Genomic DNA, 26089 nt, shown 5'->3' on the forward strand with positions numbered 1-26089 from the left:
TGGAATTACAGATCTGTAAGTAAATGTGACCGCGGCGATAGGTGCAACATCTGCTCGCGATTGTCCGCTGGGGCACTACATGTTGTGGGTAGCGCGGTGGTGTCTAGGGGGAAGGGAGGAGCATCTTGCGGGGCCCTTCCATGCGCGGGCCCTACCCCTGAGTGGGGGAGGAGTGCCACTCGGCAAGGCGCTCGCGCAACAAGGCGCCCGAGTCGCGGCTGGCCTGCCGGTTGCCCTCGATGGTGCCGCCCAGCATGGTTTTCCAACTGGGGCCGATCGTCGCGGCAATATCCTCAGAGAACAAGTGGCCCGCGCTGGGGTAGATCACCGCCTCCAGGCGGGGGTTGGTGTTCGCGAGGTTGCGGGCAGCTGTCGCTGCCTGCCACATCGCATCCTGGTCGCCGGCGAAGAGCAGGCCGTGCCCCGAGAAGCCGGACAGGTCTATGACGCTGGACGGGTCGGCCGAGGCAGCCGCGGCCTCATACGTGGGCAGGTAGGACACGGGTAGGCCGAGGGCCATCCGGAACATCATGGGCGCCATGATGCGGAAATCGGAAGGGAAGGCGGCGAAGGGTATTTCGGAGCCCCGCCAGGTGAAGCTGCTGGCTTGTTCCCGGCTATCGAAGCTAAGGCCGGAGTACGTGTGATCGCCGGGCGTGTACAGCACGATGTTGTCGATCTCGGGATAGCGGGCGGCTAGGTTTGCCGTCAGCTCCGCACCTTTCGATGTCCCGATGACCGTCAGTGGCCCGGCAGTTAGCTCCTCCCGCTCACCGATCCAGGACAGCGCCTCATCGAAGAAGTCGAGTGGGACCTGTGACAGGGTGGGCTGTTGGCCGTCTTGGCCAAAGAAATACAGGGCCAGGGTGTGGTAGCCCTGCTCGCTCAGGGCTCGAGCCTGGAAATCTGCGGCACTACCCTCCGAACCGCCGAAGGTGATGATGGTCCCGGCATGTTGAGGCTGCGCGGGGGCGTAATGGATGCCGCGTAGATAGTCCCCATCAACCGCCTCGCCGCCGTGGGCACGGAGGATGGAATCTCGGTCGGTGCTCACCACGTCGCCAGCTTCCGACGGTATGGCGTAGTGGCGGAGGTTGTAGGAGAGAATGCCCCAGTAACTCAGTCCAAGCAGGAGGGCAAACGCGAGGAGTGCGCCGAGTATTTTTCCTGCAGTCTTCATGGCTCCCAGTCTGCCAAAACCCGGGATTTGGGCCGTGGCCACTCCCTCAGGTAGGGTTAGCGATCAGTCCCACGTCTCCACTGTGGGAGCTTGAGAATTCCTCCCAGTAAGCCAGCGAGAGCGGCTGACTGGTTTTCGCACGTTTACGGCACCTGGATCATCGGGCGCCACCAAGCGGCGGGAAGCGGAAAACTTGGGCTAGTACAGATCTTTTAGAGTTTTCGCGGTCGGTGATGTCCGGCCGGACATCACTTCGATCATCAAAGAAAGACGGTTCATGCCTACTATTCAGCAGCTGGTCCGCAAGGGCCGCCACGATAAGACGAGCAAGGTTTCGACCGCAGCTCTGAAGGGTTCCCCCCAGCGTCGTGGCGTGTGCACCCGTGTGTACACCACCACTCCTAAGAAGCCGAACTCCGCTCTGCGTAAGGTCGCCCGTGTGCGCCTGACCACCGGCATCGAGGTTTCCGCCTACATTCCGGGCGAGGGTCACAACCTGCAGGAGCACTCCATGGTGCTCGTTCGCGGCGGTCGTGTGAAGGACCTCCCGGGTGTGCGCTACAAGATCGTCCGCGGCACCCTCGACACCCAGGGTGTCAAGGATCGCAAGCAGGCCCGTTCCCGCTACGGCGCCAAGAAGGAGAAGTAAACAATGCGTAAGAATGCAGCTCCGAAGCGCCCCGTCGTCAAGGACCCGGTTTACAAGTCCGAGGTTGTCACCCAGCTCGTGAACAAGGTTCTGCTGGACGGCAAGAAGTCCACCGCAGAGCGCATCGTCTACGGTGCTCTCGAGGCTTGCCGTGAGAAGACCGGCACCGATCCGGTTGGCACCCTGGAGAAGGCCCTGGGCAACATCCGCCCGGACCTCGAGGTTCGCTCCCGCCGCGTCGGTGGCGCCACCTACCAGGTTCCCGTTGAGGTCCGTCCGGGCCGCTCCAACACCCTGGCACTGCGTTGGCTTGTCACCTTCACCCGCCAGCGCCGCGAGAACACCATGGTGGATCGTCTGGCCAACGAGATCCTGGATGCGTCCAACGGTCTCGGTGCTTCCGTGAAGCGTCGCGAGGACACCCACAAGATGGCCGAGGCCAACCGCGCCTTCGCCCACTACCGCTGGTAGTCGAGTCCAACACTTATGGCCCACGCGACCGTGCTTTTCACGCCGAACCCTGCCGCACAACGTGCGGCAGGCGGGGCGTCGTAAAGCAAGTAATCGCCTGGGCCTTCGGTGTATGACCTTCTAGGGCTGCCTAGGCAGCCATTTAGTGGCAGTATTAAACGAGAACTATCCACCGACGGCGTTATTGGCGTAGAAGCCAAGGGCGTCCATATTTACAAGTTGGGGTAAGAACGTGGCACAAGAAGTGCTTAAGGACCTAAACAAGGTCCGCAACATCGGCATCATGGCCCACATCGATGCTGGTAAGACCACCACCACCGAGCGCATCCTGTTCTACACGGGTATCAACCGCAAGGTTGGCGAGACCCACGACGGTGCCTCCACCACTGACTGGATGGAGCAGGAGAAGGAGCGTGGCATCACGATCACCTCCGCCGCCGTCACCTGTTTCTGGAAGAACAACCAGATCAACATCATTGACACCCCCGGCCACGTCGACTTCACCGTCGAGGTTGAGCGTTCCCTCCGTGTCCTCGACGGCGCAGTCGCTGTCTTCGACGGCAAGGAAGGCGTTGAGCCGCAGTCTGAGCAGGTCTGGCGTCAGGCTGCTAAGTACGATGTCCCGCGTATCTGCTTCGTCAACAAGATGGACAAGCTGGGCGCTGACTTCTACTACACCGTCGACACCATCGTCGATCGCCTCGGCGCTAAGCCGTTGGTCATGCAGCTGCCGATCGGCGCTGAGGATGACTTCGACGGCGTCGTCGACCTCATCGACATGCAGGCTTTGACCTGGCGTGGCGTTACCGAGATCGGAACCGAAGCCACCATCGAGGAGATCCCGGCCGACCTGCAGGAGCGCGCTGCAGAGTACCGCGAGAAGCTGCTCGAGACGGTTGCTGAGTCCGACGATGCCCTCATGGACAAGTACTTCGGCGGCGAAGAGCTGACCAAGGAAGAGATCCAGGGCGCCATCCGCAAGATGGTCGTCAACTCCGAGGTCTACCCGGTGTTCTGTGGCACCGCTTACCGCAACAAGGGTGTCCAGCCGCTGCTCGACGCCGTTGTTGCCTACCTGCCGAACCCGCTTGACGTGGGCGAGGTCGAAGGCCACGCACTAGGCGACGACGCTGAGATCATCACCCGTAAGCCTTCCGTCGACGAGCCCTTCTCGGCACTGGCCTTCAAGATCGCAGCTCACCCGTTCTTCGGCAAGCTGACCTTCGTCCGTGTCTACTCGGGTCGCGTTGAGCCGGGTAACCAGGTGCTCAACTCCACCAAGGACAAGAAGGAGCGCATCGGCAAGCTCTTCCAGATGCACGCCAACAAGGAGAACCCGGTCGAAGAGGCTCTCGCTGGCAACATCTACGCCTTCATTGGCCTGAAGGACACCACCACCGGTGACACCCTGTCCGCTCAGGATGCTCCGATCATCCTGGAGTCCATGGACTTCCCGGACCCCGTGATCAAGGTGTCCATCGAGCCGAAGACCAAGTCCGACCAGGAGAAGCTCGGCGTCGCTATTCAGAAGCTGTCTGAAGAAGACCCGACCTTCACCGTCGAACTGGACGATGAGTCCGGCCAGACCGTCATCGGCGGCATGGGCGAGCTCCACCTCGACGTCCTCGTTGATCGCATGAAGCGTGAGTACAAGGTTGAGGCTAACGTCGGTGCCCCGCAGGTTGCTTACCGCGAGACGATCCGCAAGCCCGTCGAGAAGCTCGAGTACACCCACAAGAAGCAGACGGGTGGCTCCGGCCAGTTCGCTAAGGTCATCATCTCCCTGGAGCCCTACGCTCCGGCCGAGGACGAGCTGGCAGAGGGCGAGTCCGCACTGTACAAGTTCGAGAATGCCGTCACCGGTGGTCGCGTTCCGCGCGAGTACATTCCTTCCGTTGACGCCGGCATCCAGGACGCCATGCAGTACGGCTACCTCGCAGGCTTCCCGCTGGTCAACATCAAGGCCACCCTGCTGGACGGCCAGTACCACGAAGTTGACTCTTCGGAAATGGCCTTCAAGGTCGCTGGCTCCCAGGCTCTCAAGGAGGCTGTTGCCAAGGCAAAGCCGGTCCTGCTCGAGCCGCTGATGGCCGTTGAGGTTGTCACGCCGGAGGAGTACATGGGCGAGGTCATCGGCGATATCAACTCTCGCCGTGGCCAGGTCAACTCCATGGACGATCGTTCCGGCGCCAAGGTCGTCAAGGCCAAGGTTCCGCTGTCCGAGATGTTCGGCTACGTCGGCGACCTGCGTTCCAAGACCCAGGGTCGTGCGAACTACACCATGGTCTTCGACTCCTACGCCGAGGTCCCCAACAGCGTCTCTGAGGCGATCATCTCTGAGCGCACCGGTAACTAACACCGGCAGATAGTCGCGAAGCCGTGACTGGATTTCGCTTATCGACGCCGCCGTGCCGCGGCGTCGACAAGCAGTCACGGCAGCACCGACACCCACTGCGTGGGTAGCGGTCGCGCTGAATGCTCACTATGTGAACATTGAGCCGGCCGTTACCCCGCGGGAGATCCTCGGGTCAACCGGCCGCAGTTTGAAAAAACAGCGGTATAAACCTAGGATCGTGTAACTGGCACATTGTGAGACCATCTGGTGCGACGCCGAATTAGCGTCGTGCCTGATGGAGACTGTCAACCACCGTGGCTGCGAAGGTCGTAGCCACCATGAAGTCCAGGAGGACATACAGTGGCAAAGGCGAAATTCGAGCGTACGAAGCCCCACGTCAACATCGGCACCATCGGTCACGTTGACCACGGCAAGACCACCACCACCGCCGCCATCACCAAGGTTCTGGCCGACGCATACCCGGACCTCAACGAGGCCTTCGCCTTCGACGCCATTGATAAGGCACCGGAGGAGAAGGAGCGTGGTATCACGATTAACATCTCCCACGTTGAGTACCAGACCGAGAAGCGCCACTACGCGCACGTCGACGCTCCGGGCCACGCCGACTACATCAAGAACATGATCACCGGCGCTGCTCAGATGGACGGCGCTATCCTCGTCGTCGCCGCTACCGACGGCCCGATGCCGCAGACCCGCGAGCACGTGCTGCTGGCTCGCCAGGTTGGTGTTCCTTACATCCTCGTCGCCCTGAACAAGTGTGACTCTCCTGACGTCGACGAAGACATGATTGAGCTCGTCGAGATGGAGGTCCGCGAGCTTCTGGCTGAGCAGGACTACGATGAGGACGCCCCCATCATCCAGATCTCCGCTCTGAAGGCCCTGGAGGGCGACGAGAAGTGGACCAAGCAGATCCTCGAGCTCATGCAGGCCTGCGATGACTCCATCCCGGATCCGGAGCGCGAGACCGACAAGCCGTTCCTGATGCCGATCGAGGACATCTTCACCATCACCGGCCGCGGCACCGTCGTTACCGGTCGTGTTGAGCGCGGCTCCCTCCGCGTCAACGAGGATGTCGAGATCATCGGCATCAAGGAGAAGTCCACCACCACCACCGTCACCGGTATCGAGATGTTCCGTAAGCTGCTCGACTACACCGAGGCTGGCGACAACTGTGGTCTGCTGCTCCGCGGCATCAAGCGCGAGGACGTTGAGCGTGGCCAGGTCATCATCAAGCCGGGCGCTTACACCCCGCACACCGAGTTCGAGGGTTCCGTCTATGTTCTGTCCAAGGACGAGGGCGGCCGCCACACCCCGTTCTTCGATAACTACCGCCCGCAGTTCTACTTCCGCACCACCGACGTCACCGGCGTCGTGAAGCTGCCGGAGGGCACCGAGATGGTCATGCCCGGCGACAACGTCGACATGTCCGTCACCCTGATCCAGCCGGTCGCTATGGACGAGGGCCTGCGCTTCGCTATCCGCGAGGGCTCCCGCACCGTCGGCGCTGGCCGCGTCACCAAGATCATCAAGTAGTCACTTCTTGATCTAAAACCCTTGAAGGGGTCTGGAGGAATTATCCTCTGGGCCCCTTTTCGGTTTTCTGTAGCAAGGCGGTATCTTCTTAGCCATGCTGCGAACAATCCTTGGGTCGAAGATCCACCGCGCTACAGTCACGCAGGCTGACCTCAACTATGTCGGGTCCATCACCGTGGACGCCGACCTGCTCGACGCCGCCGATCTCATCGAGGGCGAGAAAGTCTCCGTCGTCGATGTCACCAACGGTGCCCGCCTGGAAACCTACGTCATCACCGGGCCGCGGGGGACCGGCGAGATCTGCATCAACGGCGCCGCGGCCCACCTCGTGCACCCCGGTGACCTTGTTATCCTCATTTCTTACCTGCAGGCCACCACGGAGGAGGCCCGCGCCTACACTCCGCACATCGTCCACGTCGACGGCAACAATCGGATCGTCGCCCTAGGCAATGACCTCGCGGAACCTGTGCCCGGCTCCGGCACGCTCAGCTCCCGCGACGCGCTCGTACACTAGCCCCTTGCAAGATCCCTCACGCATTCCCTTCATCCTCGAGGCCCTCCGCCGCACTTGGGAAGGCCAACCGGACCTGTCCCTCCCGACACTGTTCGCCATGCTGGCCAACGAAGGCGTCGGCTGGGGCAGCACCGATGAGCAGTTGCTCACCGTCCTGCAGGAGATGGAAAGGGTGCAGCCCGGCCGGCTCCCGCTTGTCGACGCCCGCGTCACCTCCCCCTACCTCCTGGTCACTGAATCCCCCGATTTTCGCGTCACCGTCGGTCCGTCGCAGGTGATCACTCGCCGTTCGGGTCGCGTTGCCCAGCCCGGCATCTGGTCCTACTCGGCAATCCGGCCAGCCTTCGTTGGACAGCCCCTGGTGATCACCGATGCCGAGGGCATCGACCACCGTCTGGGAGTACTCGTCTCGTGCACCTTGCTCGCCGACGTGCCTTTGTCCTTGGATGGACTGACCCGACGGAGTTTAGGCGATGTGTCCTACCTGGTGATACTGAGCAACGGCGACACCGTCGTAGTGGATCATCGCCTGCGCTTGTTTTCTTCCGGCCGGCGGGAGCTCCATCGGGAGGAGCTCACCTGGGAGCACCTCGCCGTCGACGGCTCAACGCTCCTCGTGCAGCGGCCCGGCGGAGCAGCCCCCGTCACGATGGGCGAGGTCGCGGAGGTTCATCTCCTTCAGGCTCCGGCCGCCTGCTGAGCCGGCCTACAAAAATTCTCTAGAATCAAAGATAGTATCTAGTGTTTTTGCAGGTCGTGGAAAATCCAGTTCCACATTCTAGAGAATTTTTGTTGATCCCGACTTCCTGATCGCGACCCCAGCCTTTAGGGCAGCTGCTCTATCACTTGGCTGGAGTCGCCCTAGCTACGGACCTGAACAGTTGCCTTGGCTAGCGAGGTGGGCGAAGGTGAACTCGGTAGCGAGTAATGACGTCAATGCCGGGGAGAGCCGCCCGGAGATCTCCTTCTGTGGAGCGCAGGTGGGAGCTCAGCTCTGCCATGTCGACGGAGGGTGTGGTCCATACCGTCAACGTCATGATGGTCTGGCCGAAGTTCCTGGACACAACGTGGTCTACCGAGTCGATGCGGGAATCGGCCTCTAGTTCATGGGCGATGGCCGTGGCCAAGGTCGCGAGATTGATTTCGATGTCCCCCGCAGGGGAGGAGGAAGGTGAGTAGACCCGGGACACCCGGTAGCGGCGTAGATTGAGCGCGATGAGCCACCCGCCGAAGGCCGCGGAGAACACCAGTATGAGCGTGAGGACGGCGTTGAACCAGCGTTGATCCGGGGCCGAGCGCCAGGCGGCGAAGTTGATGTTATCGGCGAGTCCCTGGGCCAGCGGCACGTTGAAGAACAACCCGATTGCCCACAGACCCCCCAATACGATGACCACGCCGAGCAGGAAAACCAAGATCCGGTCGACAAGTGCGATGCGAGGATTCATCGTCGCTCGCCCCCCTCGTGCTGGGCGGAGTTCTGGTGCACTCGAAGATCCAGTTGCAGGCCGAGCTTGTTCAGGGCGCTGCGGGCGGCTGATTCCACGTCCGGGTCTGAGCCCGGGTGAGCGCTGTAGGTGACGTGGACCTTGGAACGATCAACCCGCGTGTGAGCGCTGCCGACTCCTGGAACTGAACGAGCCGCGGCGCTGAGGTAGCGGGCCACATCAACGGGGCGCAACCAGATTCCGGTCGCTTCGTCAATTGCCAGGTGGGTCTTCGTGCGGGGGCGGATGGAAATCCACAGCATCGCCACGCCAACCACGAGCGCCACGATGGCGACCGGGAGCATCCAGGGTTGGAAGGTGGCATTGCCGATCGTCATCACGACAGGGTCAACCCAGCTGTGACCTTGAGCATTGTCGGCGGTGCGCAAGTAAAGCTCTCGGCCGCACACCACGGCCACCGCGATGAGGAGCAGGCCGATCACAACAGCGACATAGCGGGCGAGGGGAGTAGCACGAGGAGTATCAGCTGACACGAGGGCCCCTCTTCTCCAACAACGGGGTCACAGTAATAGGACGCAAGGGGCACGGGGCAGGAACCGACGGGGAAGCCACGCGAAGCGGGGCGACGGTGACGGGGCGGGGCGTGGGGTGAGCAGGGTGGGCGTCGATAAGCTCTGGTGAGATACGCGCGCCCGGGACGACCGGACCAACGACGACATTGACCCGCGTGACAGCCAGCCCGGTGAGGGCCTGGACCCATTCGGTGATCGTGGTGCGGACGGCTTCGGCGACGAGCGTGACCGGCGAGGGCCACGTCACGGCGATGAATGCCTCGACACTGCAGGAATTGGAATACTCATCTACTTCGACGTCATAGCGCGGGTACGTGCGGCCAGCCAACCGATCCAAGCCGCGCTCGAGTGAGGTGGTACCAGGCACAGAAGCGGCCGCCATAGCGACGATGCGGGCCACAGCCCGATCGGTGATGGTCAGCGTCATGCTAGCCCCGACTTCCGCGGGTGAAAATGGCCGAAAGGTCAATGCGGCCATCCAATTGTGCGCCGATAGCGGCGCCGACCGCCCCGAAAACGAGCACATAAATGAGGCCGAGCCAGCCACCAAAGATCACAGCGAAGGCGATCGCGATGCCAAGAACGAGGCCGGTGAGGGTGTGGTTGCTCATGATGACTCCTGCGCGTCAGAGAAATATACGTCGATGGTTAAGCCGGGAAGGGCGGCGGCAGTGAGGCGGCGGACATCCTCCGCGATCTCTCGCACTGCTCGACCGGCGGTGAGATCGAGGACGAGATGAATGGACACAGTCGAGCCCTTCAAGCTCAGGCCTTCGACGCGGTGCCGAGGGTATAACAACGCCACCTCGCCGAACCGGCCGGCCGACAAACCCGCAACGCCGGGGATGGTCACCAGTTGCGCGGCGACAGACACGGCGACGTCCTGGGGAATGGGATCGGGGAGGGGAGACACGACTATTGGACCCGCGGGGCAATCTCAGACGGAGCAGGGGATCCGGGTTCTTCGTCTTCGCCCAGATCCAGGTGGACATCATGCACCGTTACGTTTACTTCAGTGACTTCCAGGCCCGTCATGCGTTCCACGGAGTTGATGATGTTGCGGCGAATGGCATCAGCGAGCTCATGAATTGCCACGCCATACTCGGCGACGATGGCAACGTCGACCGCCGCCTGGCGCTCTCCAACCTCCACCGAGACGCCTTGTTGGATGTTCGAAGCGGAACCGGCGAAAGACTCGCGGATGGCGCCGACCATGCGGGCCGCTCCGCCGCCGAGCGCGTACACGCCGGACACCTCGCGGGCAGCCAGTCCGGCGATCTTGCCAACCACAACATCCTCGATGCGGGTGACGCCGCGGCTGGTGCCTTCTACTGACCCAGCTGACTCGGCGGCGTTCTCGAATGGATCCAGCTCATTGTTCTCTGACATTTTGTGACTCCTGCAACAGTAGGTGGCAATGCGTGATTCCTATAGTAGACCGATTGTGTTTCTGGGCTCTGGCGTGCTTTAATACATGGGTTGCTTTAACACGGTGATGTCCCAGGCGCAGGTCTGGCGGACATCTCTGCTGGTAGGGCAAACATGACACCTTCGTCAGACAGTCTTGAACCGACTGGCTGGGAAGGCTTCGCAATCGGGTCAAAGTCACCGTCAAGGTCTGGCATACCCGAGCGCGAGGACCGGAGAAGGGGCATGGCAAATAAACAGCGGCAGTACGCAAGGGCCCCACGCTTATCGCGATGTGATCCCTTCCTTCTTGGCCACGGGTCTTGTACCCCGTCAGGAGCACTTCCACGCGTTGATTTGTTCACGTCCTGGAATCCTCCCGGCTAGTCATGGCAGTCAAGAAACTGGCGTTGCGCCCAGGCCCTAAGCCCGGACAACGTTATAGAGAAATCGAGAAGCGAATTCCCACCGCTCCGAAATGTGATGTGGGACAAGCGAGGAAGAGGATAAGCGTGGCCGGACAAAAGATCCGCATTCGGCTTAAGGCCTACGACCATGAGGCAATTGACGCATCGGCGAAGAAGATCGTCGAGACTGTCACCCGTACGGGTGCCCGCGTCGTTGGCCCGGTGCCGTTGCCCACCGAAAAGAACGTGTACGCCGTTATTCGTTCTCCCCACAAGTACAAGGATTCTCGCGAGCACTTCGAGATGCGCACTCACAAGCGCCTGATCGACATCCTCGACCCGACGCCGAAGACTGTTGATGCCCTCATGCGCATCGACCTTCCGGCCAGCGTCGACGTGAATATTCAGTGATCGACGACAAACTTGGCAGCGGAGAATAAATAATGAGTGAAAACGAGATCAAGGGAATCCTGGGCACCAAGCTCGGTATGACCCAGGTCTTCGACGAGGAGAACCGCGTTATTCCGGTGACCGTCGTTGAGGCTGGGCCGTGCGTTGTGACCCAGATTCGCACCAAGGAAACTGATGGCTACACCGCCATCCAGATTGCTTTCGGCGAGATCGACCCGCGCAAGGCAAACAAGCCTGCCGCAGGTCACTTCAAGAAGGCTGGCGTTACCCCCCGCCGCCACGTGGCTGAGATTCGCATGGACGATGTCTCCGGCTACGAGGTTGGACAGGACGTCACCGTTGACATCTTCGAGGGTGTTACCTTCGTCGACGTCACCGGCACTTCCAAGGGTAAGGGCTTCGCCGGCGGCATGAAGCGCCACGGCTTTGCCGGTCAGGGTGCCGCTCACGGTAACCAGGCTGCTCACCGTCGCGTGGGTGGCATCGGTGCTGCCGCGACCCCGGGCCGTATCTTCAAGGGCAAGCGTATGGCTGGCCGCATGGGTAATGACCGCGTCACCACCCAGAACCTCAAGGTTCAAAAGATTGACGCCGATGCGAACCTGCTGCTCATCAAGGGTGCTATCCCGGGTGCGCGCGGCGGCATCGTTACCGTTAAGACCGCAGTGAAGGGCGGTGCACACGCATGACCAATCTGAAGCTCGACGTCCACACCGCTGAAGGTAAGACTGATGGCCAGGTGGAGCTGCCGGCCGAGATTTTCGACCGCGAGGTGTCCATCGCTCTGATGCACCAGGTCGTCAACGCCCAGCTCGCAGGCGCCCGCCAGGGCACCCACTCCACGAAGACCCGCGCAGAGGTCCGTGGCGGTGGCCGCAAGCCGTTCCGCCAGAAGGGTACCGGTCGCGCCCGTCAGGGTTCGATCCGCGCACCGCACTTCACCGGCGGCGGCATCTCGCACGGCCCCAAGCCGCGCGACTACAGCCAGCGCACCCCCAAGAAGATGAAGGCTGCCGCACTCTGCGGCGCTCTGTCCGACCGCGCACGCAACGATCGCATTCACGTGATCACCGAGCTCGTTCCCGGCCAGACCCCGTCGACTAAGTCGGCTCGCGCCTTCTTCGAGCGCCTCACCGATCGCCGCAACATCCTGTTTGTGGTTGGTCGCGAGGACCTCAACGCCCGTCGCAGCGCCAACAACCTGCCCGGTGTCCACATCCTGGATGCCAGCCAGCTGAACACCTACGACGTGCTGTACTCCGACGACGTTGTGTTCTCCGTTGAGGCTCTGCATGCCCTCATCAACCGCAACAAGGTTGCGGACAAGGAGGAGAACTAATGGCTAAGATCGCCAACCCGCGTGACATCATCGTCGCTCCGGTTCTGTCCGAGAAGTCGTACCGTTTGATGGAGCAGGACGTGTACACGTTCCTCGTCAACCCGACTTCCAACAAGACCCAGATCAAGATTGCTGTCGAGCAGATCTTCGGCGTCAAGGTTGCTTCCGTCAACACCGTCAACCGCGAGGGCAAGCGCAAGCGCACCCGCACCGGCTACGGCCAGCGCAAGGCAACGAAGCGCGCCTACGTGACCCTCCGTGAGGGCAGCGACTCCATCGACATCTTCGGCGGCTCCGCCGCTTAAGGCGTCGAGAGAAAAGGACACATTATGGCTATTCGTAAATACAAGCCGACAACTCCGGGTCGCCGTCAGAGCTCCGTTTCCATGTTCGACGAGATCACTCGCTCGACCCCGGAAAAGTCTCTGCTGCGCCCGATCCACAAGACCGGTGGACGTAACTCCCACGGTCACATCACCACCCGGCACAAGGGTGGCGGGCACAAGCGTCGCTACCGCGTCATCGACTTCCGTCGCAACGACAAGGACGGCGTGCTGGCCAAGGTCGCTCACATCGAGTACGACCCGAACCGCACCGCCAACATTGCGCTGCTGCACTACTTCGATGGCGAGAAGCGCTACATCATCGCCCCGAAGGGCCTGAAGCAGGGCACGATCATTGAGTCCGGCGCCAACGCCGACATCAAGGTCGGCAACAACCTGCCGCTGCGCAACATCCCGACCGGTACGACCATCCACAACGTCGAGCTGAAGCCGGGCGCCGGCGCCAAGCTCGCTCGTTCTGCTGGTTCTTCCATCCAGCTTCTTGGTAAGGAAGGCACCTACGCTGTTCTGCGTATGCCCTCCACCGAGATCCGCCGCGTCGACATCCGCTGCCGCGCGACCGTTGGTGAGGTCGGCAACGCCGATCAGATCAACATCCGCTGGGGCAAGGCTGGCCGTATGCGTTGGAAGGGCGTCCGCCCGACCGTCCGTGGTGTTGTCATGAACCCGGTCGATCACCCGCACGGCGGTGGCGAGGGCAAGACTTCGGGTGGCCGCCACCCGGTGTCGCCGTGGGGCCAGAAGGAAGGCCGCACCCGCAACCCGAACCGCTACTCCAACAACATGATCGTGCGTCGTCGCCGGTCCAACAAGAAGCGCTAAGAGGAGGTAAAACGATATGCCACGCAGCCTTAAGAAGGGCCCGTTCGTCGATGAGCACCTCCTCAACAAGGTCGATGCTCAGAACGAGGCCGGCACGAAGCAGGTCATCAAGACCTGGTCCCGCCGTTCCACCATTCTGCCGGACTTCATCGGTCACACTTTCGCCGTTCACGACGGTCGCAAGCACGTGCCGGTGTTCGTGGACGACTCTATGGTCGGCCACAAGCTCGGTGAATTCGCACCCACCAAGACCTTCAAGGGTCACATCAAGGACGACAAGAAGGGACGTCGATAGCGATGAGTGACACCATCACCTCCGCACGCGCGACGGCCAAGTACGTCCGTACCTCCCCGATGAAGGCACGCCGCGTTCTCGATTTGGTTCGCGGTAAGTCTGTCGCCGAGGCTCTTGCCATTCTGAAGTACGCTCCGCAGGACGCCGCTAAACCGGTGGCCAAGGTTGTCGCCTCCGCGGCTGCCAACGCAGAGAACAACTTCGGCCTGGACCCGCGCACCCTGGTCATCTCCGAGGCTTACGCTAACGAGGGACCGACCATGCGTCGTTTCCAGCCGCGCGCACAGGGCCGTGCTTTCCAGATCCGTAAGCGTTCCAGCCACATCACCGTTGTGGTTGAGAGCCAGAAGGAAGGGGCCAAGTAGTGGGCCAGAAGATTCATCCTCACGGCCTCCGGCTGGGCATCACTTCCGACTGGAAGTCCCACTGGTTCGCCGAGAAGCAGTACGCTGATTACCTCGCCGAGGACATCAAGATCCGCGAATTCCTGTCCAAGGGCCTCGACCGCGCCGGCATCGCCGACGTCGTCATCGAGCGCACCCGCGACCGGGTCCGCGTCGACATTCACACCGCCCGCCCGGGCATCGTGATTGGCCGCCGCGGCGCTGAGGCCGACCGTATCCGCCGTGAGCTGGAAAAGCTCACCGGCAAGATGGTTGCCCTCAACATCCTCGAGGTCAAGAACATCGACGCCAACGCAGCTCTGGTGGCTCAGTCCATCGCCGAGCAGCTGGTCAACCGTGTCGCATTCCGTCGCGCCATGCGTAAGGCCATCCAGTCCGCCATGCGCCAGCCGCAGGTCAAGGGCATCAAGGTCGTGTGCTCCGGTCGTCTCGGCGGCGCCGAGATGTCCCGCACCGAGCGCTACCACGAGGGTCGCGTTCCGCTGCACACTCTGCGCGCCGAGATCGACTACGGCACCCACGAGGCCCACACCACCTTCGGACGCATCGGCGTCAAGGTGTGGATCTACAAGGGTGACGTCGTCGGCGGTCGTCGCGAGTCTGAGATCAACGCCCCGGCCGAGCGCCGTGGCCGCGGTGACCGCAACGAGCGTGGCGGCCGTCCGCGCCGTGGCGGCCAGCGTCGCCAGCGCGCCGAGCAGAAGCAGGAGGGTTAAGAATGCTTATCCCCAAGCGCGTGAAGTACCGTCGCCAGCACCGTCCGCACCGTACGGGCATCTCCAAGGGCGGCAACCGCATCACCTTCGGTGACTACGGCATCCAGGCTCTCGAGCCGGCCTACGTCACCAACCGTCAGATCGAGTCCGCTCGTATCGCCATCAACCGCCACGTCAAGCGTGGTGGCAAGGTCTGGATCAACATTTTCCCGGACCGTCCGTTGACCCAGAAGCCGCTCGGCGTGCGTATGGGCTCCGGTAAGGGCCCCGTCGAGAAGTGGGTCGCCAACGTCAAGCCGGGTCGCGTTCTCTTCGAGATGAGCTACCCCGACGAGGCAACCGCCCTCGAGGCTCTGCGCCGTGCCGGCCAGAAGCTGCCCTGCAAGGTTCGCATCATCAAGAAGGAGGACCAGTTCTAATGGCAACCGGTACCCCTGCTTTCGAGTACCGCGAGCTCGACGCCACTGAGCTCGAGACTCGCCTGTCCGAGGCCAAGGAAGAGCTGTTCAACCTGCGCTTCCAGCTTGCCACCGGTCAGCTGACCAACAACCGCCGCCTTCGCACGGTCAAGCGCGACATCGCCCGCATTTACACTGTTATCCGCGAGCGTGAGCTGGGCCTGTCCGTCGTCCCGGGAGCTGAGGCTTAATCATGAGTGAGGCAACTGTGAACGATAAGAAGGAAAAGGGCATCCGCAAGGTCCGCACCGGCTACGTCGTCTCTGACAAGATGCAGAAGACGATCGTCGTCGAGCTGGAGGACCGCAAGCAGCACGCCCTCTACGGCAAGACCATCCGCTCCAACTCCAAGGTAAAGGCCCACGATGAGAACGAGGAAGCCGGCATCGGCGACCGCGTCCGCATCGAGGAGACCCGTCCGCTCTCCAAGGACAAGCACTTCCGCCTCCTGGAGATCGTCGAGAAGGCCAAGTAAGCACAACTTGCTTATCGACGGCTAGGTTTCGTCCCCGGCCCCGCCCCAACCGTTTCGGTTGCGGCGGGGCTGCGGCGATTCAAGGGTGACGTGCAGAAAGTTGTACATAACGCAGACTTTCCAGCTAGTATGACCGGGACCACATTCTTAGCGCCATTTTGACCGTAAGGCTCATTTATGTCTTTTATGTCCCGCAGTGCGATCATCGCACCCAAGGAATTTAATCGGTGGCTCATTCCACCGGCGGCGTTGGCCATCCACCTGTCCATCGGCCAGGTGTATGCGTTCAGCGTGTTCAAGCTGCCCCTCATGGACCACTTTCAGGTCCGGGAGGTCGCCGTAGGGTGGATTTTCTCACTCGCGATCGGCATGCTCGGACTGTCGTCGGCAGTTGCAGGCACCTGGGTGGAGCGCGTTGGGCCGCGGGTATCCATGGCCACCTCGGGCGCCTTCTGGGTCACGGGCTTCTTCGTCGCCACTCTGGGTATTTCCACCGGCCACTTGTGGTTGGTGTATGTGGGCTATGGCCTCATCGGGGGTATTGGCCTCGGCATTGGCTATATTTCCCCCGTCTCCACTTTGATGAAGTGGTTCCCGGACCGCCCGGGCCTGGCTACTGGGCTGGCCATCATGGGCTTTGGTGGTGGCGCGCTTATCGCCAGCCCCACTTCCAACATGCTCATGGCTCACTTCGGTGGCGGCAACGAGACCTCCCAGCTGTCCGACGGTTTGTCGCAGACCTTCCTCACCCTGGCTGTGCTTTATCTGGTGGTCATTTCCCTCGGTGCCTATGCCATTCGCCTGCCGCACCCGGATTGGAGCCCCAAGGGCTTCCATAAGTCCACCTCCAAGCCCAAGGCGATGCAGACCAAGGGCAGCGTTTCGGCTAATAATGCGGTTCGCACGCGTCAGTTCTGGCTCCTGTGGGTCGTCCTGTTTACCAACGTCACGGCGGGTATCGGCATCTTGGAAAACGCTGCCCCCATGATCAGTGACTATTTCCCACAGATCGCCGCAGGTGCTGCCGCAGGTTTCGTTGGCCTGCTCTCGCTGACCAACATGGGTGGTCGCTTCGTCTGGTCGACGGTGTCCGACTGGATTGGGCGCAAGAACATCTACATGGTCTACCTCGGAGTGGGCCTGCTCATGTATCTGCTCATCGCGACTATGGGTTCCACGTCGATTTTCCTTTTCGTCGTCGCCGCGCTAATCATTCTCTCTTTCTACGGCGGCGGCTTCGCCACCATTCCGGCGTACCTGCGTGACATGTTCGGCGTCTACCAGGTCGGTGCCATCCATGGACGCTTGCTCACCGCATGGTCGGCTGCTGGTATCGCGGGACCGCTGATCGTCAACATGGTCGTCGAGTCTCAGGCCTCTAAGGGACTCGAAGGCCCGGACCTCTATCAGCTCAGCCTCTACATCATGGCCGGTGTCCTGGCCGTGGGCTTCGTCGCAAACTCTCTCGTCCGTCCCGTGAGCAAGGAACACTTCGAAGACGAGGCGGTGGTTCAGGCCAAGATCGATGCCGACCGTCAGGCCGTCGTCGACGCGGAAGTAGAGGCCAAGGAAGCTGGACGCACTGGCGGCAACTCCGGACCTCTGCACACCACAATCTCCATGATCCTGGCGCTGTTCATTGGTGCCTCGTTGTTCTACGGTCTTTTCCAGACGGCCGTGAAGGCCGCCGGTCTGTTCATGTAGTTCACTCCGGCAACCTGCCCTGTGTCCTCCCCGTTTCGGGGAGGGTGCAGGGCATTTTTGCTTTTCGACGCCTCCCTAGAATCATTCGTCCCTCTGGCGTCAGGTGTGGGTGAATTTTTTTCTCCGTCAAGCTTCGCACTAGGATGGCAGAAGTATGCACATGTAGTGAGTGGGTATTGACAATTGTTGACTAGCTGGCCAGCACCCTTTTCCCAGCGGCCATTGCGAATTTTCCTGTGACGTTTGGCCTCCATCGCGGTGGGGGTGGGAAAGCAATAGCTTCACTTATGCACATTTTAGAGTTTGTTTCGCCGAAAATTAGTTAGGGAGTTGTTTCATGCCGACAGGGCAAGAAGCACAAGGGCGTGCCGTCGTCGGCTACGTGCCGGGAGGCTTCGACATGCTGCACGTGGGGCATATCAATATCCTCATCGCGGCTCGCGATCGCTGTACACACCTCGTCGTGGGGGTAGCGACAGACGAGTCTCTCCAGAGGATGAAGGGGCGAATGCCGGTTATCCCCCATGCCGAGCGGATGAAGCTGGTCGAAAGCCTGCGCTTCGTCGATGAGGTCGTGGAGGACCTGGACCAAGACAAGCGACTCGCCTGGCAGCGCCGCCACTTTGATGTCCTCTTCAAAGGTGACGATTGGAAAGGCACCGACAAGGGTGAACGCCTCGAGCGGGAGCTGGCTGAAGTCGGGGCCCAAGTGGTGTATCTGCCGTATACCCCCTCCACGTCGTCCTCAATCCTGCGGAACTTCCTCCTCAAAGACGCGGAGGAGGTTCGATGAACGACCACGCTGATGGAAGCTGGCGGGCCCGCTACGAGTGGGCTCGGTCATCCCTCGACGGTGCACAGAAAACGGGCCAGGGTGTCCCGGCATACACGCGGTGGGTCAACCGACGAGGAGCCCGGGTCGTTGCAGCCGTCGGTTACGCCTCGGGGTGGACGCCCAACATGGTCACCGCCATGTCAGCCGCCCTTTCGCTGGCGGGAATGGTCCTTTTGCTGGTAGTCCCACCCGCCGCGTGGCTGGGTCTTCCTGTCGCTGCCCTGCTGGCGGCGGGCTACCTCTTCGACTCGGCGGACGGCCAGCTGGCGCGCCTGTCGGGGCGTTCCTCCAAGGCGGGGGAGTGGATCGATCACGTCGTTGATGCCTTCCGTTCCCCGGCGATCCACCTCGTTACGGCCGTGGCTGTCATGGTGTACCGTCCGGACAGCTGGTGGCTGGCCCTCGTTGCCCTGGCCTACTCGCTGATCACCAGCGGACAATTCCTCAGCCAGATCTTGGCGGAGGCCTTCGTAAAGAAGGCCGGCCGCCCGCAGACTCGCGGAGGAGACCTCCGCTCGTGGGTGCTGCTGCCGACCGATCCGGGAACTCTGTGCTGGTCCTTCATCCTCTGGGGCGTCTCGCCCCTGTTCGCGGTGGTCTACCCGGTGCTCGCGGCCATTGCGGCGGCTCATTCCGCTATTTCATTGCGGCGTCGCTTCCGTGACCTCACCGCCCTCGATAATGCATCGAGTCAGGGGTAAGACGTGCCCCACATGACTGTCTTGCTCCCCGCGCTCAATGCGTCGAACCACATCAGAACTGCCGTTCGCTCCACGCTGCGCGGGCTGCCCCGCGATGCCGAACTTTTCGTGCTCGATGATGGCTCGACGGACAACACCGCTGAGGTCGCGGTCAAAGCCGGAACCCGACGAGGGGTCGTGGACCCACGACTGAAGGTAGTGAGTCGGCCGCCCTCCGGCGGGCTGGGCAAGGCGCTGAACTGGATGCTCGAGGAGACCGACTCGCAGCTTGTGTCGCGGATGGATGCCGATGACATCAACTTGCCGTGGAGGTTCTCCACCTCCTATCAAGCACTGAAAAGTGGCATCGATGTGGTGTTCTCTCAAATGATGCTCAACCGAGGGAAGGTGATCATTCCGGGCGTGCCCAGTGCTATTAGCCCTCGCGCCTTCCCCGTGCACCTCCTGCTCAGGAATCCCGCGTCACATCCGACGATCGTGGCCCGTCGAGAAGCATTTACGGTGAGTGGGGGATACCGTGACGTGCCGGCCGAAGACTATGACCTGTGGATGAGGATGGCCAGCCATGGGCTGGCGATGCGCCGCTTGGCCCTCAATTCCTATGTTTACCGCTCACACCCTCAGCAAAGCACAGCGAGCCCTGACTGGTACCGCAAGTCCTGGTCAAATCCCCTCCAGGCGGAAGCTTTCGCGGATCTGAGCGAGACGATCACCGGCGTTCGTCTGAAACGGCTAGTCGCCATTGCTCAGCTGCCACCGGATGACAAAGAACCGCAGCTTCAGCAGTTTGACCAGCTCGTCGGCGCCGCTATCGCGGAACTCCCGCGGGCATCGCAACCAGTTCTGCGCAGGCGGCTCAATCGCAGGATTGAGTGGGCCCGACAATACTCAACCAACGATTGACACCTCACCGCGCTAAAGGAGCAACAAGAAAATGGCAACAATAGACAGCCATCCCCATCAAGGGCAGTTCGACGGATCGATGGACTTCAACATTGTGTCGGCGATTCTGCGTCGGCGGAAAAAGTGGATTCTCCTCGGAACGGTCATGGGGCTGGTGATGTGTATTGCTTACCTCCTGATCACGCCGACTACCTACACCGCGACCGCGCGGGTCAGCATCGCGGCGCTGGGAACTGAACCAGTCGCGCAGGGACGATCAGCCGCCAACCTGGTGGACATGCCGACCGAACGTCAACTGGCATCGTCCTCGCTGACGACGGAAGGCGCGCTGGAGGAGCTCGGCGAGGGATGGCGCGCCTCCGAGCTGCGATCCGGCCTCAGCTTGTCGGGGGATCCGGAAAGCACCGTCCTGGACCTGTCGTATTCGGCGCACGATCGCCTGCGAGCCATTGAGGGCGCCGATGCCTTGGCGCGCGCCTTCCTCGTGACCCGAAGCAACCAGGTGACCGACAGAGCCCAATCTATGGTCGAGAACATTGACGAGAAAATCGCCAAGAATGTAGCAGAGAAAAATCGGATTGCCCAGGGTGAAAGCACCAATGGTGTCGCACCCAGCGTGAGTATCGCGACTATCGACACCACCATCGCAGCCCTCCAGCAACAAAGGGCGACGTGGAGCGACATCAACACGTGGCCAGGTGAAGTGATCACCCCAGCGTCGAGTAACGAGGTGAAGACTTCACCAGTGATGTGGCGCGTAATCGCCCTTGGGCTCCTCGCCGGCCTGTTCCTCGGCCTCGTCATGGCCGCCCTGCGTCACGCTTTCGACGGTGGAGCATCTCACGCGGATGATATCCGCAGTCTGCTCAACGTTCGATTGCTGCGTCCGCAGGCGCCCTACGGGGAGGTCCATCGATGGGATGCGGCAGCCACCATTGCCCATCACGGCAATGGCGATTCTGCACCGTTGTTGGTCTTGGTCGACGAAGACAACTCTGATGCCGAAGCAGCAGCCCAGGCACTGGCAGCGGCGGGCGAAACTCGTCAGCTCGATCTTCGAGTTGACCGAGCAACTCTCCTGCGTGAGCTGGGAAGCGAGTCGCAAGCTGTGCTCGTTTTGCCACCGACTTGGAAGAAGACTGAGCTTCTTGGCCTCGTCGATGACCTCGATGGAATGGGAACCCACTTGGTTGGTGCCATCGTCGTAGACGAACGTGCTGGGCGCCCGGCAGCAGCCACGAGGTAGTGATGGACAACTCACCCTCCATTCTCGGAGACACTGTGGGGGCGGTCCACGTGGATCCGCGGCGAAGCCTCGTGGCAGTCGTGGAGCGCGATACCCAGGCCGTGACGGTGCTCTCCGGCGATGAGGCGGACCCACGGGCGGAGATCCTCGTCCGTGAACAAGGCATGACGTTGGCGCACTTCAGACTCAACGGGGCTGGGGGGTTCGTCGAGCAGGCTTTGGACCAGACCCCGCAGGGGATACCACACCGTGGATGGACCGTCGGAGCCGGGAAAAACACCCAGGCGAGTGTTGTTGTGTGCACGATGGGGAAGAACCCTTTGCTCCCCTTGGCCGTGAAGGCGGTGCTGGCGCAGACGCATGGAGCTTTCGAGGTCATAGTTGTTGACAACGATCCGGTTTCGGGTGATGTGCGCCGACTCCTCGCCGGCCTGGACGATCCGCGCCTGCGAATCGTGAACGAACCGCGCCGAGGTCTCTCCGCCGCCCGAAATCGAGGCTTGCACGCTGCCGAGGGCAGTGAAGTGGTGGCCTTTACCGACGATGATGCCCTGGTGAATCCGAACTGGCTGTCTTCCATGCTTGATGTCTTCGCCTCCGCACCATCGGGCGAGGTAGGGGCCGTCACGGGACCCGCTTTCGCGGCGGAGTTGCAGAGCCCCTCCCAACGGTTTTTCGAATCTCGCGGGGGATTCCCCCACGGACTCGAGCCCGTCGTGTGGTCCGTGCGGCCGATTTCACCCGAGTGCGCGCGCTTGGGACAAGCCGGCGACGGAGGACCCCTGTACCCATTGGCGACTGCCCGCGTCGGTGCTGGGGTGTCAATGGCCTTCAGTCGCGCAGCCCTGCAAGCACTACGCACTTTCGATGAGTGCCTGGGTGCCGGATCTCCCACCCGTGGCGGCGAGGATCTTGATGCCTTCGCGCGCGTCATGCGGGCTGGTTTTGCCATTGTGTACACCCCCGACTCCGTCGTCCACCACGTGCACCGACGAGATCTGGCAGGACTGGAACAGCAGACGTTCGGCGACGGTACCGGCATGGCCGCCCTCCTGTTTAAGTCTCTCCTCCATCACCCGACGGAGCTCGTCACACTGCTCCGGCGCATTCCCGCCATCCTGGCCAGGGTGCGGCCAGGGACGGATCGCATGAGCGGTAGCGAAGACGATGTTCCTTCGGTCCTCAGCCGCAAAGAGGTGCAGGGATTCTTAGTCGGGATTCCGCTTTACCTGCAGTCGCGTGGACGTCACGCTCTATCACAGGTGGGAAGTCAGCGATGAGAGTGAGAACTGCTCAGACCTTGCCGGCAGCACCCGTGGTCCTGCCGTTTGCCGCGTACATCCTGTGGTGGGCCCTTGGTGTCGGCGACTTCATCTGGATCATCGCTGGATTTATCATTTGCTTGTCGTGGATCGGAGTTAGAGGCATCAAGGTGCCTCCGCTGCTGTTCCTGTGGGTCCTTTTCACCGCCTGGGTGGCAGTTACCCTTGTGATGAATGACAACGTCGGACGGCTCGCTGGCGCTGTGTATCGGTTGCTTCTGTACGCCTCGGCTGGACTGTTGGCTGTCCACACCTTCAACGCGCGGCATTCGTTGCCGTTGCACAAGGTTACTGGGGCGATGGTGTGGTTCCTCGGCGGGATGAGCGCCGTTGGCTATGCGGCGCTCGCTTTCCCCCAAGCCATCATCCGCACCCCCATGTCGTGGATCATGCCGGAGGCATTGGCCCGCAACGAGCTCGTCGAGCAGATGATCATTCGCCGCATGTCGCATTGGAACCCCTCGGCCTGGATCGACCAAGCCGTCCGACCTGTGGCACCTTTCCTCTACGCCAACACGTGGGGCAACGTCTACTCCCTCGTTCTTCCGCTGGCTGTGCTGCATCTCTGGCTCATGTGGCACACGCGCTATCGCTGGATCACCCTGATCGTTATCCTCGGCAGCGTTATTCCAGCGTTGAGCACCCTCAACCGCGGAATGTTCATCGGGCTGGGCGTCGTTGCTTTGTGGGTCTTGCTCCAAACCGTGCGCCGTGGGCAGTTCTTCATCGCCGCCCTCACCGTTTCGGCAACGGCCATCGCGGGATTGGTGTGGCTCATATCCCCGTTGGGTGTGGCGCTGCTCAATCGGGTGGAAACTACCTATTCCCTGGTTGATCGCCAGTCTCTGTACACCGACACCTTCGACGCTGTGCTCCAATCCCCGCTCTTTGGGTATGGTGCGCCCCGCCCGGCCGATCAGTCATGGCTCCCATCGCTGGGTACTCAGGGACAGCTGTGGACGGTGCTGTACTCCCACGGCTTCGTCGGCGCCGCGTTGTTCGTCGGGTTCCTTCTGGCCGCATGTGTCGTCGTCCTTCGCCGTCGAGACGTCGTTGGTGCGGTTCTCGGCGGAATCATCCTGGCCACGGCCGTCGAGACGGTGTTTTACGGGATGATGACCGGCATCATGGTCTCGCTAGTTGCGGTGGCTCTGGCGATGCGCCCCGATACCGTGATTAGCAGCGGGGATCGTCCGGGAATGCCCGTTCGGCCATCTTCCACGTCCCGTCTTCGAGGCGGAAGGTGGTGAGCATGAGAGAACGTTGCTCTTCTCTCGGGATGTCGGCATTGACCACGTTGTCGTTTTCGTCCCGCACCTCGACGCCGGAGGAATCCACGCAGACGCGGGCAACCACGGCAGTGGGATCATCCGTTGGTTCGATGTCGGTGGAGACGATCTCTGCCCTGCCAACCTGGTGCAGCTCGGTGACTGCCCATTCTTGGCGCTGGTTCTCAAAGTCTTCGAGGGCGACCCCAGTGAGCAGCGCCGACATGTCTAATGCCGCCTCGGGGTCCTCGAAGCTCGACCACGAGGTTTGCAGGGTCTTTTCCACCAGTTCTCGGTCGATCCCTTCTGGCGTCGTGGGAGTCGGGGCCACCAGGGTGGAGGTTTCCACGGCGCTGGTGGGTGTCTCCGCCGGGTCAAGGGACGGCTCGACCGCCTCGCTAGACTCGGAGGAAGAACCGGAGGAGGACAAGGCAGAACTCAGCTTGTCATCACATGCGCTCAAGCCCAAGGCGGTGGCGGAGATAATCCCAGCAATGAGGAACGCGCGAATCGCCCGACCATTCTCGGGAAGGGCCGCAGATAAGCGTTGTGGCAGCATGAAGACTCCAAGCTTTGGGTGGGACAAGGTCGGTTCTAATGGTGACTTGATTGTATTGTCACCCGGGGACGCTGAACAACACGCCAGGGGTAGCAGGGTGCTTGAATTTGGTCAAACACCGGCAACTTCCGTGGCCACGGGGCTAGATAATGTCATGGGGGCGAAGTAAGCACATGTCAGATCAGGAAAGTGGAGACGTCCGTTCGGATGCTACTAACCGCGAAAATCGACGAGAGTTAGCCCGAGGCGGGAGCCTGAGCTTCATCGGGTCGGCGTGCAGTGCGCTGCTGGGTTTCCTGCTCACCATCGTCATCACGCAGCTCATGGGCGCCGAAGGCGCCGGAGTCATCTTCCAGGCCACGGGTGTGTTCGCGGTGGTCCTCGCGTTCGCCAAGGTGGGGCTGGATTCCACGGCCATCTACTTGCTTCCCCGGGTTCGGCTCGATGATGTTGGCCGGATACGTTCGACCATCATGGCCTTCCTCCTCATCGCCGGGGTCATCAGCGTGTCGCTCGCCGTTGCGCTCCAGTTTGTGGCGCCGGTGTTGTGGCCCGGCCCTGACAACCCCGTCTCGGCATCTGTGCGGGCGTTGGCGGTGTTCATCCCATTCGGTGCGGTCGTCATCATCGCCGCGGCGATCTTGCGGGCCTTGGGGTCGGTCAAGGAGTACGTGCTGGTGAGCAACATTGCTATCCCGGCCTTGCGTCCGCCCTTGGTTGCCATAGCCGCTGTGGCCACCGGCTCGGTCGTGGTGGTGTCGGTGGCGTGGGCCCTGCCACTCGCTCTCATGGTCCTGGTGGTTGCGGTCATGATCGCCGGACACGTGCGGCGCGAGGAGAACGGCACTCCGGGCCGGGTACTCCCATCCCGGGATCAGCTGCGGCAGATCACCGGCTTCGCGGCTCCCCGCACGGCGTCGGCCGGTTTGGAACAGGCCATCATTTGGGTGGATGTTCTCATTATCGGCTGGCTGCTCAGCGACGAGGCAGCCGGGATCTACGGTGGTGCGGCGCGATTCATTCAGGCCGGGCTGATCGTGGATGCGGCTTTGCGGGTCGTGGTGTCGCCGCGCTTTTCCTCCCTCCTGCACCAGGGCAAAACAGACGCGGTGCGCGACCTGTACGTCACGGCGACCATCTGGCTCGTGCTCATCGCCTCACCCATCTACGTCCTGCTGGCAATCTTTTCCCCAGTATTCTTGGGCCTACTGGGCCCCGATTTCCCTCAAGGGTCTACTGCCTTGACCATCCTTGCCATCGGCATCATGGTGACGTTTCTGGCGGGCAATATCCACTCGCTGCTCATCATGAGCGGCCGAAGCGGATGGGCAGCGATCAACAAAGTCATGGTCTTGACCATCAACGTCGTGGGAAACCTTGTGGTGGTGCCCGAGTGGGGGATTGAGGGTGCAGCGGCAGTGTGGGCCTTCAGCATGCTTTTCGACGCCGGCCTGGCCGCCTGGGAGGTCCACTACTTCCTTGGTATCCGTGCCCCGTTGTGGGAGGTGATTCGGCCCTTGGCCTTGGTCGCGATCACGTGCGCGGTACCCGCCTTAATCATCAGCAATGTTTGGGGGCGCTCGGTGGGGACTTTGTTCGTGGCGGCGGTGATAGGGGCGATGCTGTTCCTGGGCACCTGTTGGTTCGCCCGGCGGTCGTTGCGGCTGGAGAGCCTGATGTCCATGCTGCGTTCTCGGGGCTAGTCCCCGGGGTGCTTTTCCGGGGGTGACATCGCACAGCCGGAAGTGCGTAT

At 61.7% G+C, this 26089-nt stretch carries 33 protein-coding genes; 25 read left to right on the forward strand and 8 right to left on the reverse strand.

Translation table 11 applies throughout. The features are described from left to right. Window positions 1–151: 151 nt before the first annotated feature. Window positions 152–1180 carry an alpha/beta fold hydrolase gene (locus tag CATRI_RS01910; RefSeq protein ID WP_290219204.1) on the reverse strand — a complete coding sequence of 343 codons (1029 nt, stop codon included), beginning with the start codon at window positions 1178–1180 and terminating at the stop codon, window positions 152–154. 277 nt (window positions 1181–1457) lie between these two features. Here CATRI_RS01910 and rpsL point away from each other — a divergent pair, with 277 nt between their 5' ends. The 6 genes from rpsL to CATRI_RS01940 all read left to right on the forward strand — a co-directional run bounded on the left by rpsL (window position 1458) and on the right by CATRI_RS01940 (window position 7403). After that, window positions 1458–1829, forward strand: a complete 372-nt coding sequence (gene rpsL, locus CATRI_RS01915) for a 30S ribosomal protein S12 (RefSeq protein ID WP_047252299.1) — start codon at window positions 1458–1460, stop codon at window positions 1827–1829. A 3-nt stretch (window positions 1830–1832) separates the two neighbouring features. Continuing rightward, window positions 1833–2300 carry a 30S ribosomal protein S7 gene (rpsG, locus tag CATRI_RS01920; RefSeq protein ID WP_047252300.1) on the forward strand — a complete coding sequence of 156 codons (468 nt, stop codon included), beginning with the start codon at window positions 1833–1835 and terminating at the stop codon, window positions 2298–2300. A gap of 232 nt (window positions 2301–2532) precedes the next feature. Further along, the gene (gene fusA, locus CATRI_RS01925; protein ID WP_290219209.1) at window positions 2533–4656 is read left to right on the forward strand and encodes an elongation factor G; all 2124 of its coding nucleotides are present in this window, start codon (window positions 2533–2535) and stop codon (window positions 4654–4656) included. A gap of 339 nt (window positions 4657–4995) precedes the next feature. Further along, window positions 4996–6189 carry an elongation factor Tu gene (gene tuf, locus CATRI_RS01930; RefSeq protein WP_290219210.1) on the forward strand — a complete coding sequence of 398 codons (1194 nt, stop codon included), beginning with the start codon at window positions 4996–4998 and terminating at the stop codon, window positions 6187–6189. A 94-nt stretch (window positions 6190–6283) separates the two neighbouring features. Further along, window positions 6284–6703 carry an aspartate 1-decarboxylase gene (gene panD / locus CATRI_RS01935; protein ID WP_290219212.1) on the forward strand — a complete coding sequence of 140 codons (420 nt, stop codon included), beginning with the start codon at window positions 6284–6286 and terminating at the stop codon, window positions 6701–6703. 4 nt (window positions 6704–6707) lie between these two features. Continuing rightward, on the forward strand, window positions 6708–7403 hold the full coding sequence (locus CATRI_RS01940) for a hypothetical protein (protein WP_290219214.1): 696 nt from the start codon (window positions 6708–6710) through the stop codon (window positions 7401–7403). A gap of 190 nt (window positions 7404–7593) precedes the next feature. Here the strand turns inward: CATRI_RS01940 and CATRI_RS01945 are convergent, their stop codons facing one another. From CATRI_RS01945 to CATRI_RS01970, 6 genes are read right to left on the reverse strand one after another with little or no spacing between them, the layout of a single operon-like run. Then, on the reverse strand, window positions 7594–8148 hold the full coding sequence (locus CATRI_RS01945; protein WP_290219215.1) for an Asp23/Gls24 family envelope stress response protein: 555 nt from the start codon (window positions 8146–8148) through the stop codon (window positions 7594–7596). Further along, window positions 8145–8681: a DUF6286 domain-containing protein gene (locus tag CATRI_RS01950; RefSeq protein ID WP_290219218.1), complete on the reverse strand. Its 537-nt coding sequence runs from the start codon at window positions 8679–8681 to the stop codon at window positions 8145–8147. Before CATRI_RS01950 ends, CATRI_RS01945 begins: the two co-directional genes overlap by 4 nt. Beyond that, window positions 8671–9147 (reverse strand): Asp23/Gls24 family envelope stress response protein, encoded by a 477-nt coding sequence (locus CATRI_RS01955; protein ID WP_290219219.1) that lies wholly within the window; start codon window positions 9145–9147, stop codon window positions 8671–8673. Before CATRI_RS01955 ends, CATRI_RS01950 begins: the two co-directional genes overlap by 11 nt. Before the next feature lies 1 nt (window position 9148). Beyond that, a complete protein-coding gene (locus CATRI_RS01960) occupies window positions 9149–9331 on the reverse strand; it encodes a hypothetical protein (RefSeq protein WP_290219221.1) in 183 nt (60 codons plus the stop codon). Next, on the reverse strand, window positions 9328–9633 hold the full coding sequence (locus CATRI_RS01965) for a hypothetical protein (protein WP_290219223.1): 306 nt from the start codon (window positions 9631–9633) through the stop codon (window positions 9328–9330). Before CATRI_RS01965 ends, CATRI_RS01960 begins: the two co-directional genes overlap by 4 nt. 2 nt (window positions 9634–9635) lie before the next feature. Beyond that, window positions 9636–10109 carry an Asp23/Gls24 family envelope stress response protein gene (locus CATRI_RS01970; RefSeq protein ID WP_290219224.1) on the reverse strand — a complete coding sequence of 158 codons (474 nt, stop codon included), beginning with the start codon at window positions 10107–10109 and terminating at the stop codon, window positions 9636–9638. Window positions 10110–10639: 530 nt separating this feature from the next. Between CATRI_RS01970 and rpsJ the strand changes: the two genes are divergently transcribed. From rpsJ to CATRI_RS02060, 18 genes are all read left to right on the forward strand, one after another. Then, window positions 10640–10945, forward strand: coding sequence for a 30S ribosomal protein S10 (gene rpsJ, locus CATRI_RS01975; RefSeq protein WP_003848085.1), 306 nt, complete (start codon window positions 10640–10642; stop codon window positions 10943–10945). Window positions 10946–10977: 32 nt separating this feature from the next. After that, entirely contained in the window at window positions 10978–11634 is a 657-nt protein-coding gene (gene rplC, locus CATRI_RS01980; RefSeq protein ID WP_290219226.1) for a 50S ribosomal protein L3, read from the forward strand. Further along, entirely contained in the window at window positions 11631–12284 is a 654-nt protein-coding gene (gene rplD, locus CATRI_RS01985) for a 50S ribosomal protein L4 (RefSeq protein WP_290219228.1), read from the forward strand. The genes rplC and rplD overlap by 4 nt, the downstream gene beginning before the upstream one ends. Beyond that, window positions 12284–12589 (forward strand): 50S ribosomal protein L23, encoded by a 306-nt coding sequence (gene rplW / locus CATRI_RS01990; protein WP_047252312.1) that lies wholly within the window; start codon window positions 12284–12286, stop codon window positions 12587–12589. Before rplD ends, rplW begins: the two co-directional genes overlap by 1 nt. 24 nt (window positions 12590–12613) lie before the next feature. Continuing rightward, window positions 12614–13450, forward strand: a complete 837-nt coding sequence (gene rplB / locus CATRI_RS01995; RefSeq protein WP_290219230.1) for a 50S ribosomal protein L2 — start codon at window positions 12614–12616, stop codon at window positions 13448–13450. Between the two features lie 16 nt (window positions 13451–13466). Beyond that, the gene (gene rpsS / locus CATRI_RS02000; RefSeq protein WP_047252314.1) at window positions 13467–13745 is read left to right on the forward strand and encodes a 30S ribosomal protein S19; all 279 of its coding nucleotides are present in this window, start codon (window positions 13467–13469) and stop codon (window positions 13743–13745) included. A gap of 2 nt (window positions 13746–13747) precedes the next feature. Further along, complete coding sequence (gene rplV, locus CATRI_RS02005; protein WP_047252315.1) at window positions 13748–14110, forward strand: 50S ribosomal protein L22; 363 nt, start codon at window positions 13748–13750, stop codon at window positions 14108–14110. After that, complete coding sequence (gene rpsC / locus CATRI_RS02010; protein WP_047252316.1) at window positions 14110–14865, forward strand: 30S ribosomal protein S3; 756 nt, start codon at window positions 14110–14112, stop codon at window positions 14863–14865. The genes rplV and rpsC overlap by 1 nt, the downstream gene beginning before the upstream one ends. A gap of 2 nt (window positions 14866–14867) precedes the next feature. Further along, complete coding sequence (rplP, locus tag CATRI_RS02015; RefSeq protein ID WP_047252317.1) at window positions 14868–15284, forward strand: 50S ribosomal protein L16; 417 nt, start codon at window positions 14868–14870, stop codon at window positions 15282–15284. Further along, window positions 15284–15514 (forward strand): 50S ribosomal protein L29, encoded by a 231-nt coding sequence (gene rpmC / locus CATRI_RS02020; RefSeq protein ID WP_290219233.1) that lies wholly within the window; start codon window positions 15284–15286, stop codon window positions 15512–15514. The genes rplP and rpmC overlap by 1 nt, the downstream gene beginning before the upstream one ends. A gap of 2 nt (window positions 15515–15516) precedes the next feature. Beyond that, window positions 15517–15798, forward strand: coding sequence for a 30S ribosomal protein S17 (gene rpsQ / locus CATRI_RS02025; protein WP_047252319.1), 282 nt, complete (start codon window positions 15517–15519; stop codon window positions 15796–15798). Window positions 15799–15975: 177 nt separating this feature from the next. Then, window positions 15976–17502: an OFA family MFS transporter gene (locus CATRI_RS02030; protein WP_290219236.1), complete on the forward strand. Its 1527-nt coding sequence runs from the start codon at window positions 15976–15978 to the stop codon at window positions 17500–17502. 337 nt (window positions 17503–17839) lie between these two features. After that, a complete protein-coding gene (locus CATRI_RS02035) occupies window positions 17840–18295 on the forward strand; it encodes an FAD synthase family protein (RefSeq protein WP_290219237.1) in 456 nt (151 codons plus the stop codon). Then, window positions 18292–19038 (forward strand): CDP-alcohol phosphatidyltransferase family protein, encoded by a 747-nt coding sequence (locus tag CATRI_RS02040; RefSeq protein ID WP_290219238.1) that lies wholly within the window; start codon window positions 18292–18294, stop codon window positions 19036–19038. Before CATRI_RS02035 ends, CATRI_RS02040 begins: the two co-directional genes overlap by 4 nt. 12 nt (window positions 19039–19050) lie before the next feature. Then, window positions 19051–19941 (forward strand): glycosyltransferase family 2 protein, encoded by an 891-nt coding sequence (locus CATRI_RS02045; protein ID WP_290219239.1) that lies wholly within the window; start codon window positions 19051–19053, stop codon window positions 19939–19941. A gap of 31 nt (window positions 19942–19972) precedes the next feature. Further along, window positions 19973–21187, forward strand: a complete 1215-nt coding sequence (locus CATRI_RS02050) for a Wzz/FepE/Etk N-terminal domain-containing protein (RefSeq protein ID WP_290219244.1) — start codon at window positions 19973–19975, stop codon at window positions 21185–21187. 2 nt (window positions 21188–21189) lie between these two features. Then, window positions 21190–22467 carry a glycosyltransferase family 2 protein gene (locus tag CATRI_RS02055; RefSeq protein WP_290219246.1) on the forward strand — a complete coding sequence of 426 codons (1278 nt, stop codon included), beginning with the start codon at window positions 21190–21192 and terminating at the stop codon, window positions 22465–22467. Then, the gene (locus CATRI_RS02060) at window positions 22464–23759 is read left to right on the forward strand and encodes an O-antigen ligase family protein (protein WP_290219248.1); all 1296 of its coding nucleotides are present in this window, start codon (window positions 22464–22466) and stop codon (window positions 23757–23759) included. The genes CATRI_RS02055 and CATRI_RS02060 overlap by 4 nt, the downstream gene beginning before the upstream one ends. Here CATRI_RS02060 and CATRI_RS02065 read toward each other — a convergent pair. Next, window positions 23686–24336 (reverse strand): hypothetical protein, encoded by a 651-nt coding sequence (locus tag CATRI_RS02065; RefSeq protein WP_290219250.1) that lies wholly within the window; start codon window positions 24334–24336, stop codon window positions 23686–23688. The two genes, CATRI_RS02060 and CATRI_RS02065, sit on opposite strands and share 74 nt — an antisense overlap. Before the next feature lie 173 nt (window positions 24337–24509). Here CATRI_RS02065 and CATRI_RS02070 point away from each other — a divergent pair, with 173 nt between their 5' ends. Beyond that, window positions 24510–26039, forward strand: a complete 1530-nt coding sequence (locus CATRI_RS02070; protein ID WP_290219252.1) for a flippase — start codon at window positions 24510–24512, stop codon at window positions 26037–26039. The last annotated feature ends 50 nt before the right edge of the window (window positions 26040–26089 follow it).

Origin of the sequence: Corynebacterium atrinae, from assembly GCF_030408455.1 — a bacterium.
Taxonomy (GTDB): Bacteria; Actinomycetota; Actinomycetes; order Mycobacteriales; family Mycobacteriaceae; genus Corynebacterium; species Corynebacterium atrinae.

Coding starts and splice junctions, on each gene's coding strand:
- CATRI_RS01910 (WP_290219204.1), bottom strand. CDS start 1,180: ATGAAGACTGCAGGAAAAATACTCGGCGCACTCCTCGCGTTTGCCCTC.
- rpsL (WP_047252299.1), top strand. CDS start 1,458: ATGCCTACTATTCAGCAGCTGGTCCGCAAGGGCCGCCACGATAAGACG.
- rpsG (WP_047252300.1), top strand. CDS start 1,833: ATGCGTAAGAATGCAGCTCCGAAGCGCCCCGTCGTCAAGGACCCGGTT.
- panD (WP_290219212.1), top strand. CDS start 6,284: ATGCTGCGAACAATCCTTGGGTCGAAGATCCACCGCGCTACAGTCACG.
- CATRI_RS01945 (WP_290219215.1), bottom strand. CDS start 8,148: ATGAATCCTCGCATCGCACTTGTCGACCGGATCTTGGTTTTCCTGCTC.
- CATRI_RS01955 (WP_290219219.1), bottom strand. CDS start 9,147: ATGACGCTGACCATCACCGATCGGGCTGTGGCCCGCATCGTCGCTATG.
- CATRI_RS01960 (WP_290219221.1), bottom strand. CDS start 9,331: ATGAGCAACCACACCCTCACCGGCCTCGTTCTTGGCATCGCGATCGCC.
- CATRI_RS01970 (WP_290219224.1), bottom strand. CDS start 10,109: ATGTCAGAGAACAATGAGCTGGATCCATTCGAGAACGCCGCCGAGTCA.
- rplC (WP_290219226.1), top strand. CDS start 10,978: ATGAGTGAAAACGAGATCAAGGGAATCCTGGGCACCAAGCTCGGTATG.
- rplD (WP_290219228.1), top strand. CDS start 11,631: ATGACCAATCTGAAGCTCGACGTCCACACCGCTGAAGGTAAGACTGAT.
- rplW (WP_047252312.1), top strand. CDS start 12,284: ATGGCTAAGATCGCCAACCCGCGTGACATCATCGTCGCTCCGGTTCTG.
- rplB (WP_290219230.1), top strand. CDS start 12,614: ATGGCTATTCGTAAATACAAGCCGACAACTCCGGGTCGCCGTCAGAGC.
- rpsS (WP_047252314.1), top strand. CDS start 13,467: ATGCCACGCAGCCTTAAGAAGGGCCCGTTCGTCGATGAGCACCTCCTC.
- rplV (WP_047252315.1), top strand. CDS start 13,748: ATGAGTGACACCATCACCTCCGCACGCGCGACGGCCAAGTACGTCCGT.
- rplP (WP_047252317.1), top strand. CDS start 14,868: ATGCTTATCCCCAAGCGCGTGAAGTACCGTCGCCAGCACCGTCCGCAC.
- rpmC (WP_290219233.1), top strand. CDS start 15,284: ATGGCAACCGGTACCCCTGCTTTCGAGTACCGCGAGCTCGACGCCACT.
- rpsQ (WP_047252319.1), top strand. CDS start 15,517: ATGAGTGAGGCAACTGTGAACGATAAGAAGGAAAAGGGCATCCGCAAG.
- CATRI_RS02030 (WP_290219236.1), top strand. CDS start 15,976: ATGTCTTTTATGTCCCGCAGTGCGATCATCGCACCCAAGGAATTTAAT.
- CATRI_RS02035 (WP_290219237.1), top strand. CDS start 17,840: ATGCCGACAGGGCAAGAAGCACAAGGGCGTGCCGTCGTCGGCTACGTG.
- CATRI_RS02040 (WP_290219238.1), top strand. CDS start 18,292: ATGAACGACCACGCTGATGGAAGCTGGCGGGCCCGCTACGAGTGGGCT.
- CATRI_RS02045 (WP_290219239.1), top strand. CDS start 19,051: ATGACTGTCTTGCTCCCCGCGCTCAATGCGTCGAACCACATCAGAACT.
- CATRI_RS02050 (WP_290219244.1), top strand. CDS start 19,973: ATGGCAACAATAGACAGCCATCCCCATCAAGGGCAGTTCGACGGATCG.
- CATRI_RS02055 (WP_290219246.1), top strand. CDS start 21,190: ATGGACAACTCACCCTCCATTCTCGGAGACACTGTGGGGGCGGTCCAC.
- CATRI_RS02060 (WP_290219248.1), top strand. CDS start 22,464: ATGAGAGTGAGAACTGCTCAGACCTTGCCGGCAGCACCCGTGGTCCTG.
- CATRI_RS02065 (WP_290219250.1), bottom strand. CDS start 24,336: ATGCTGCCACAACGCTTATCTGCGGCCCTTCCCGAGAATGGTCGGGCG.
- CATRI_RS02070 (WP_290219252.1), top strand. CDS start 24,510: ATGTCAGATCAGGAAAGTGGAGACGTCCGTTCGGATGCTACTAACCGC.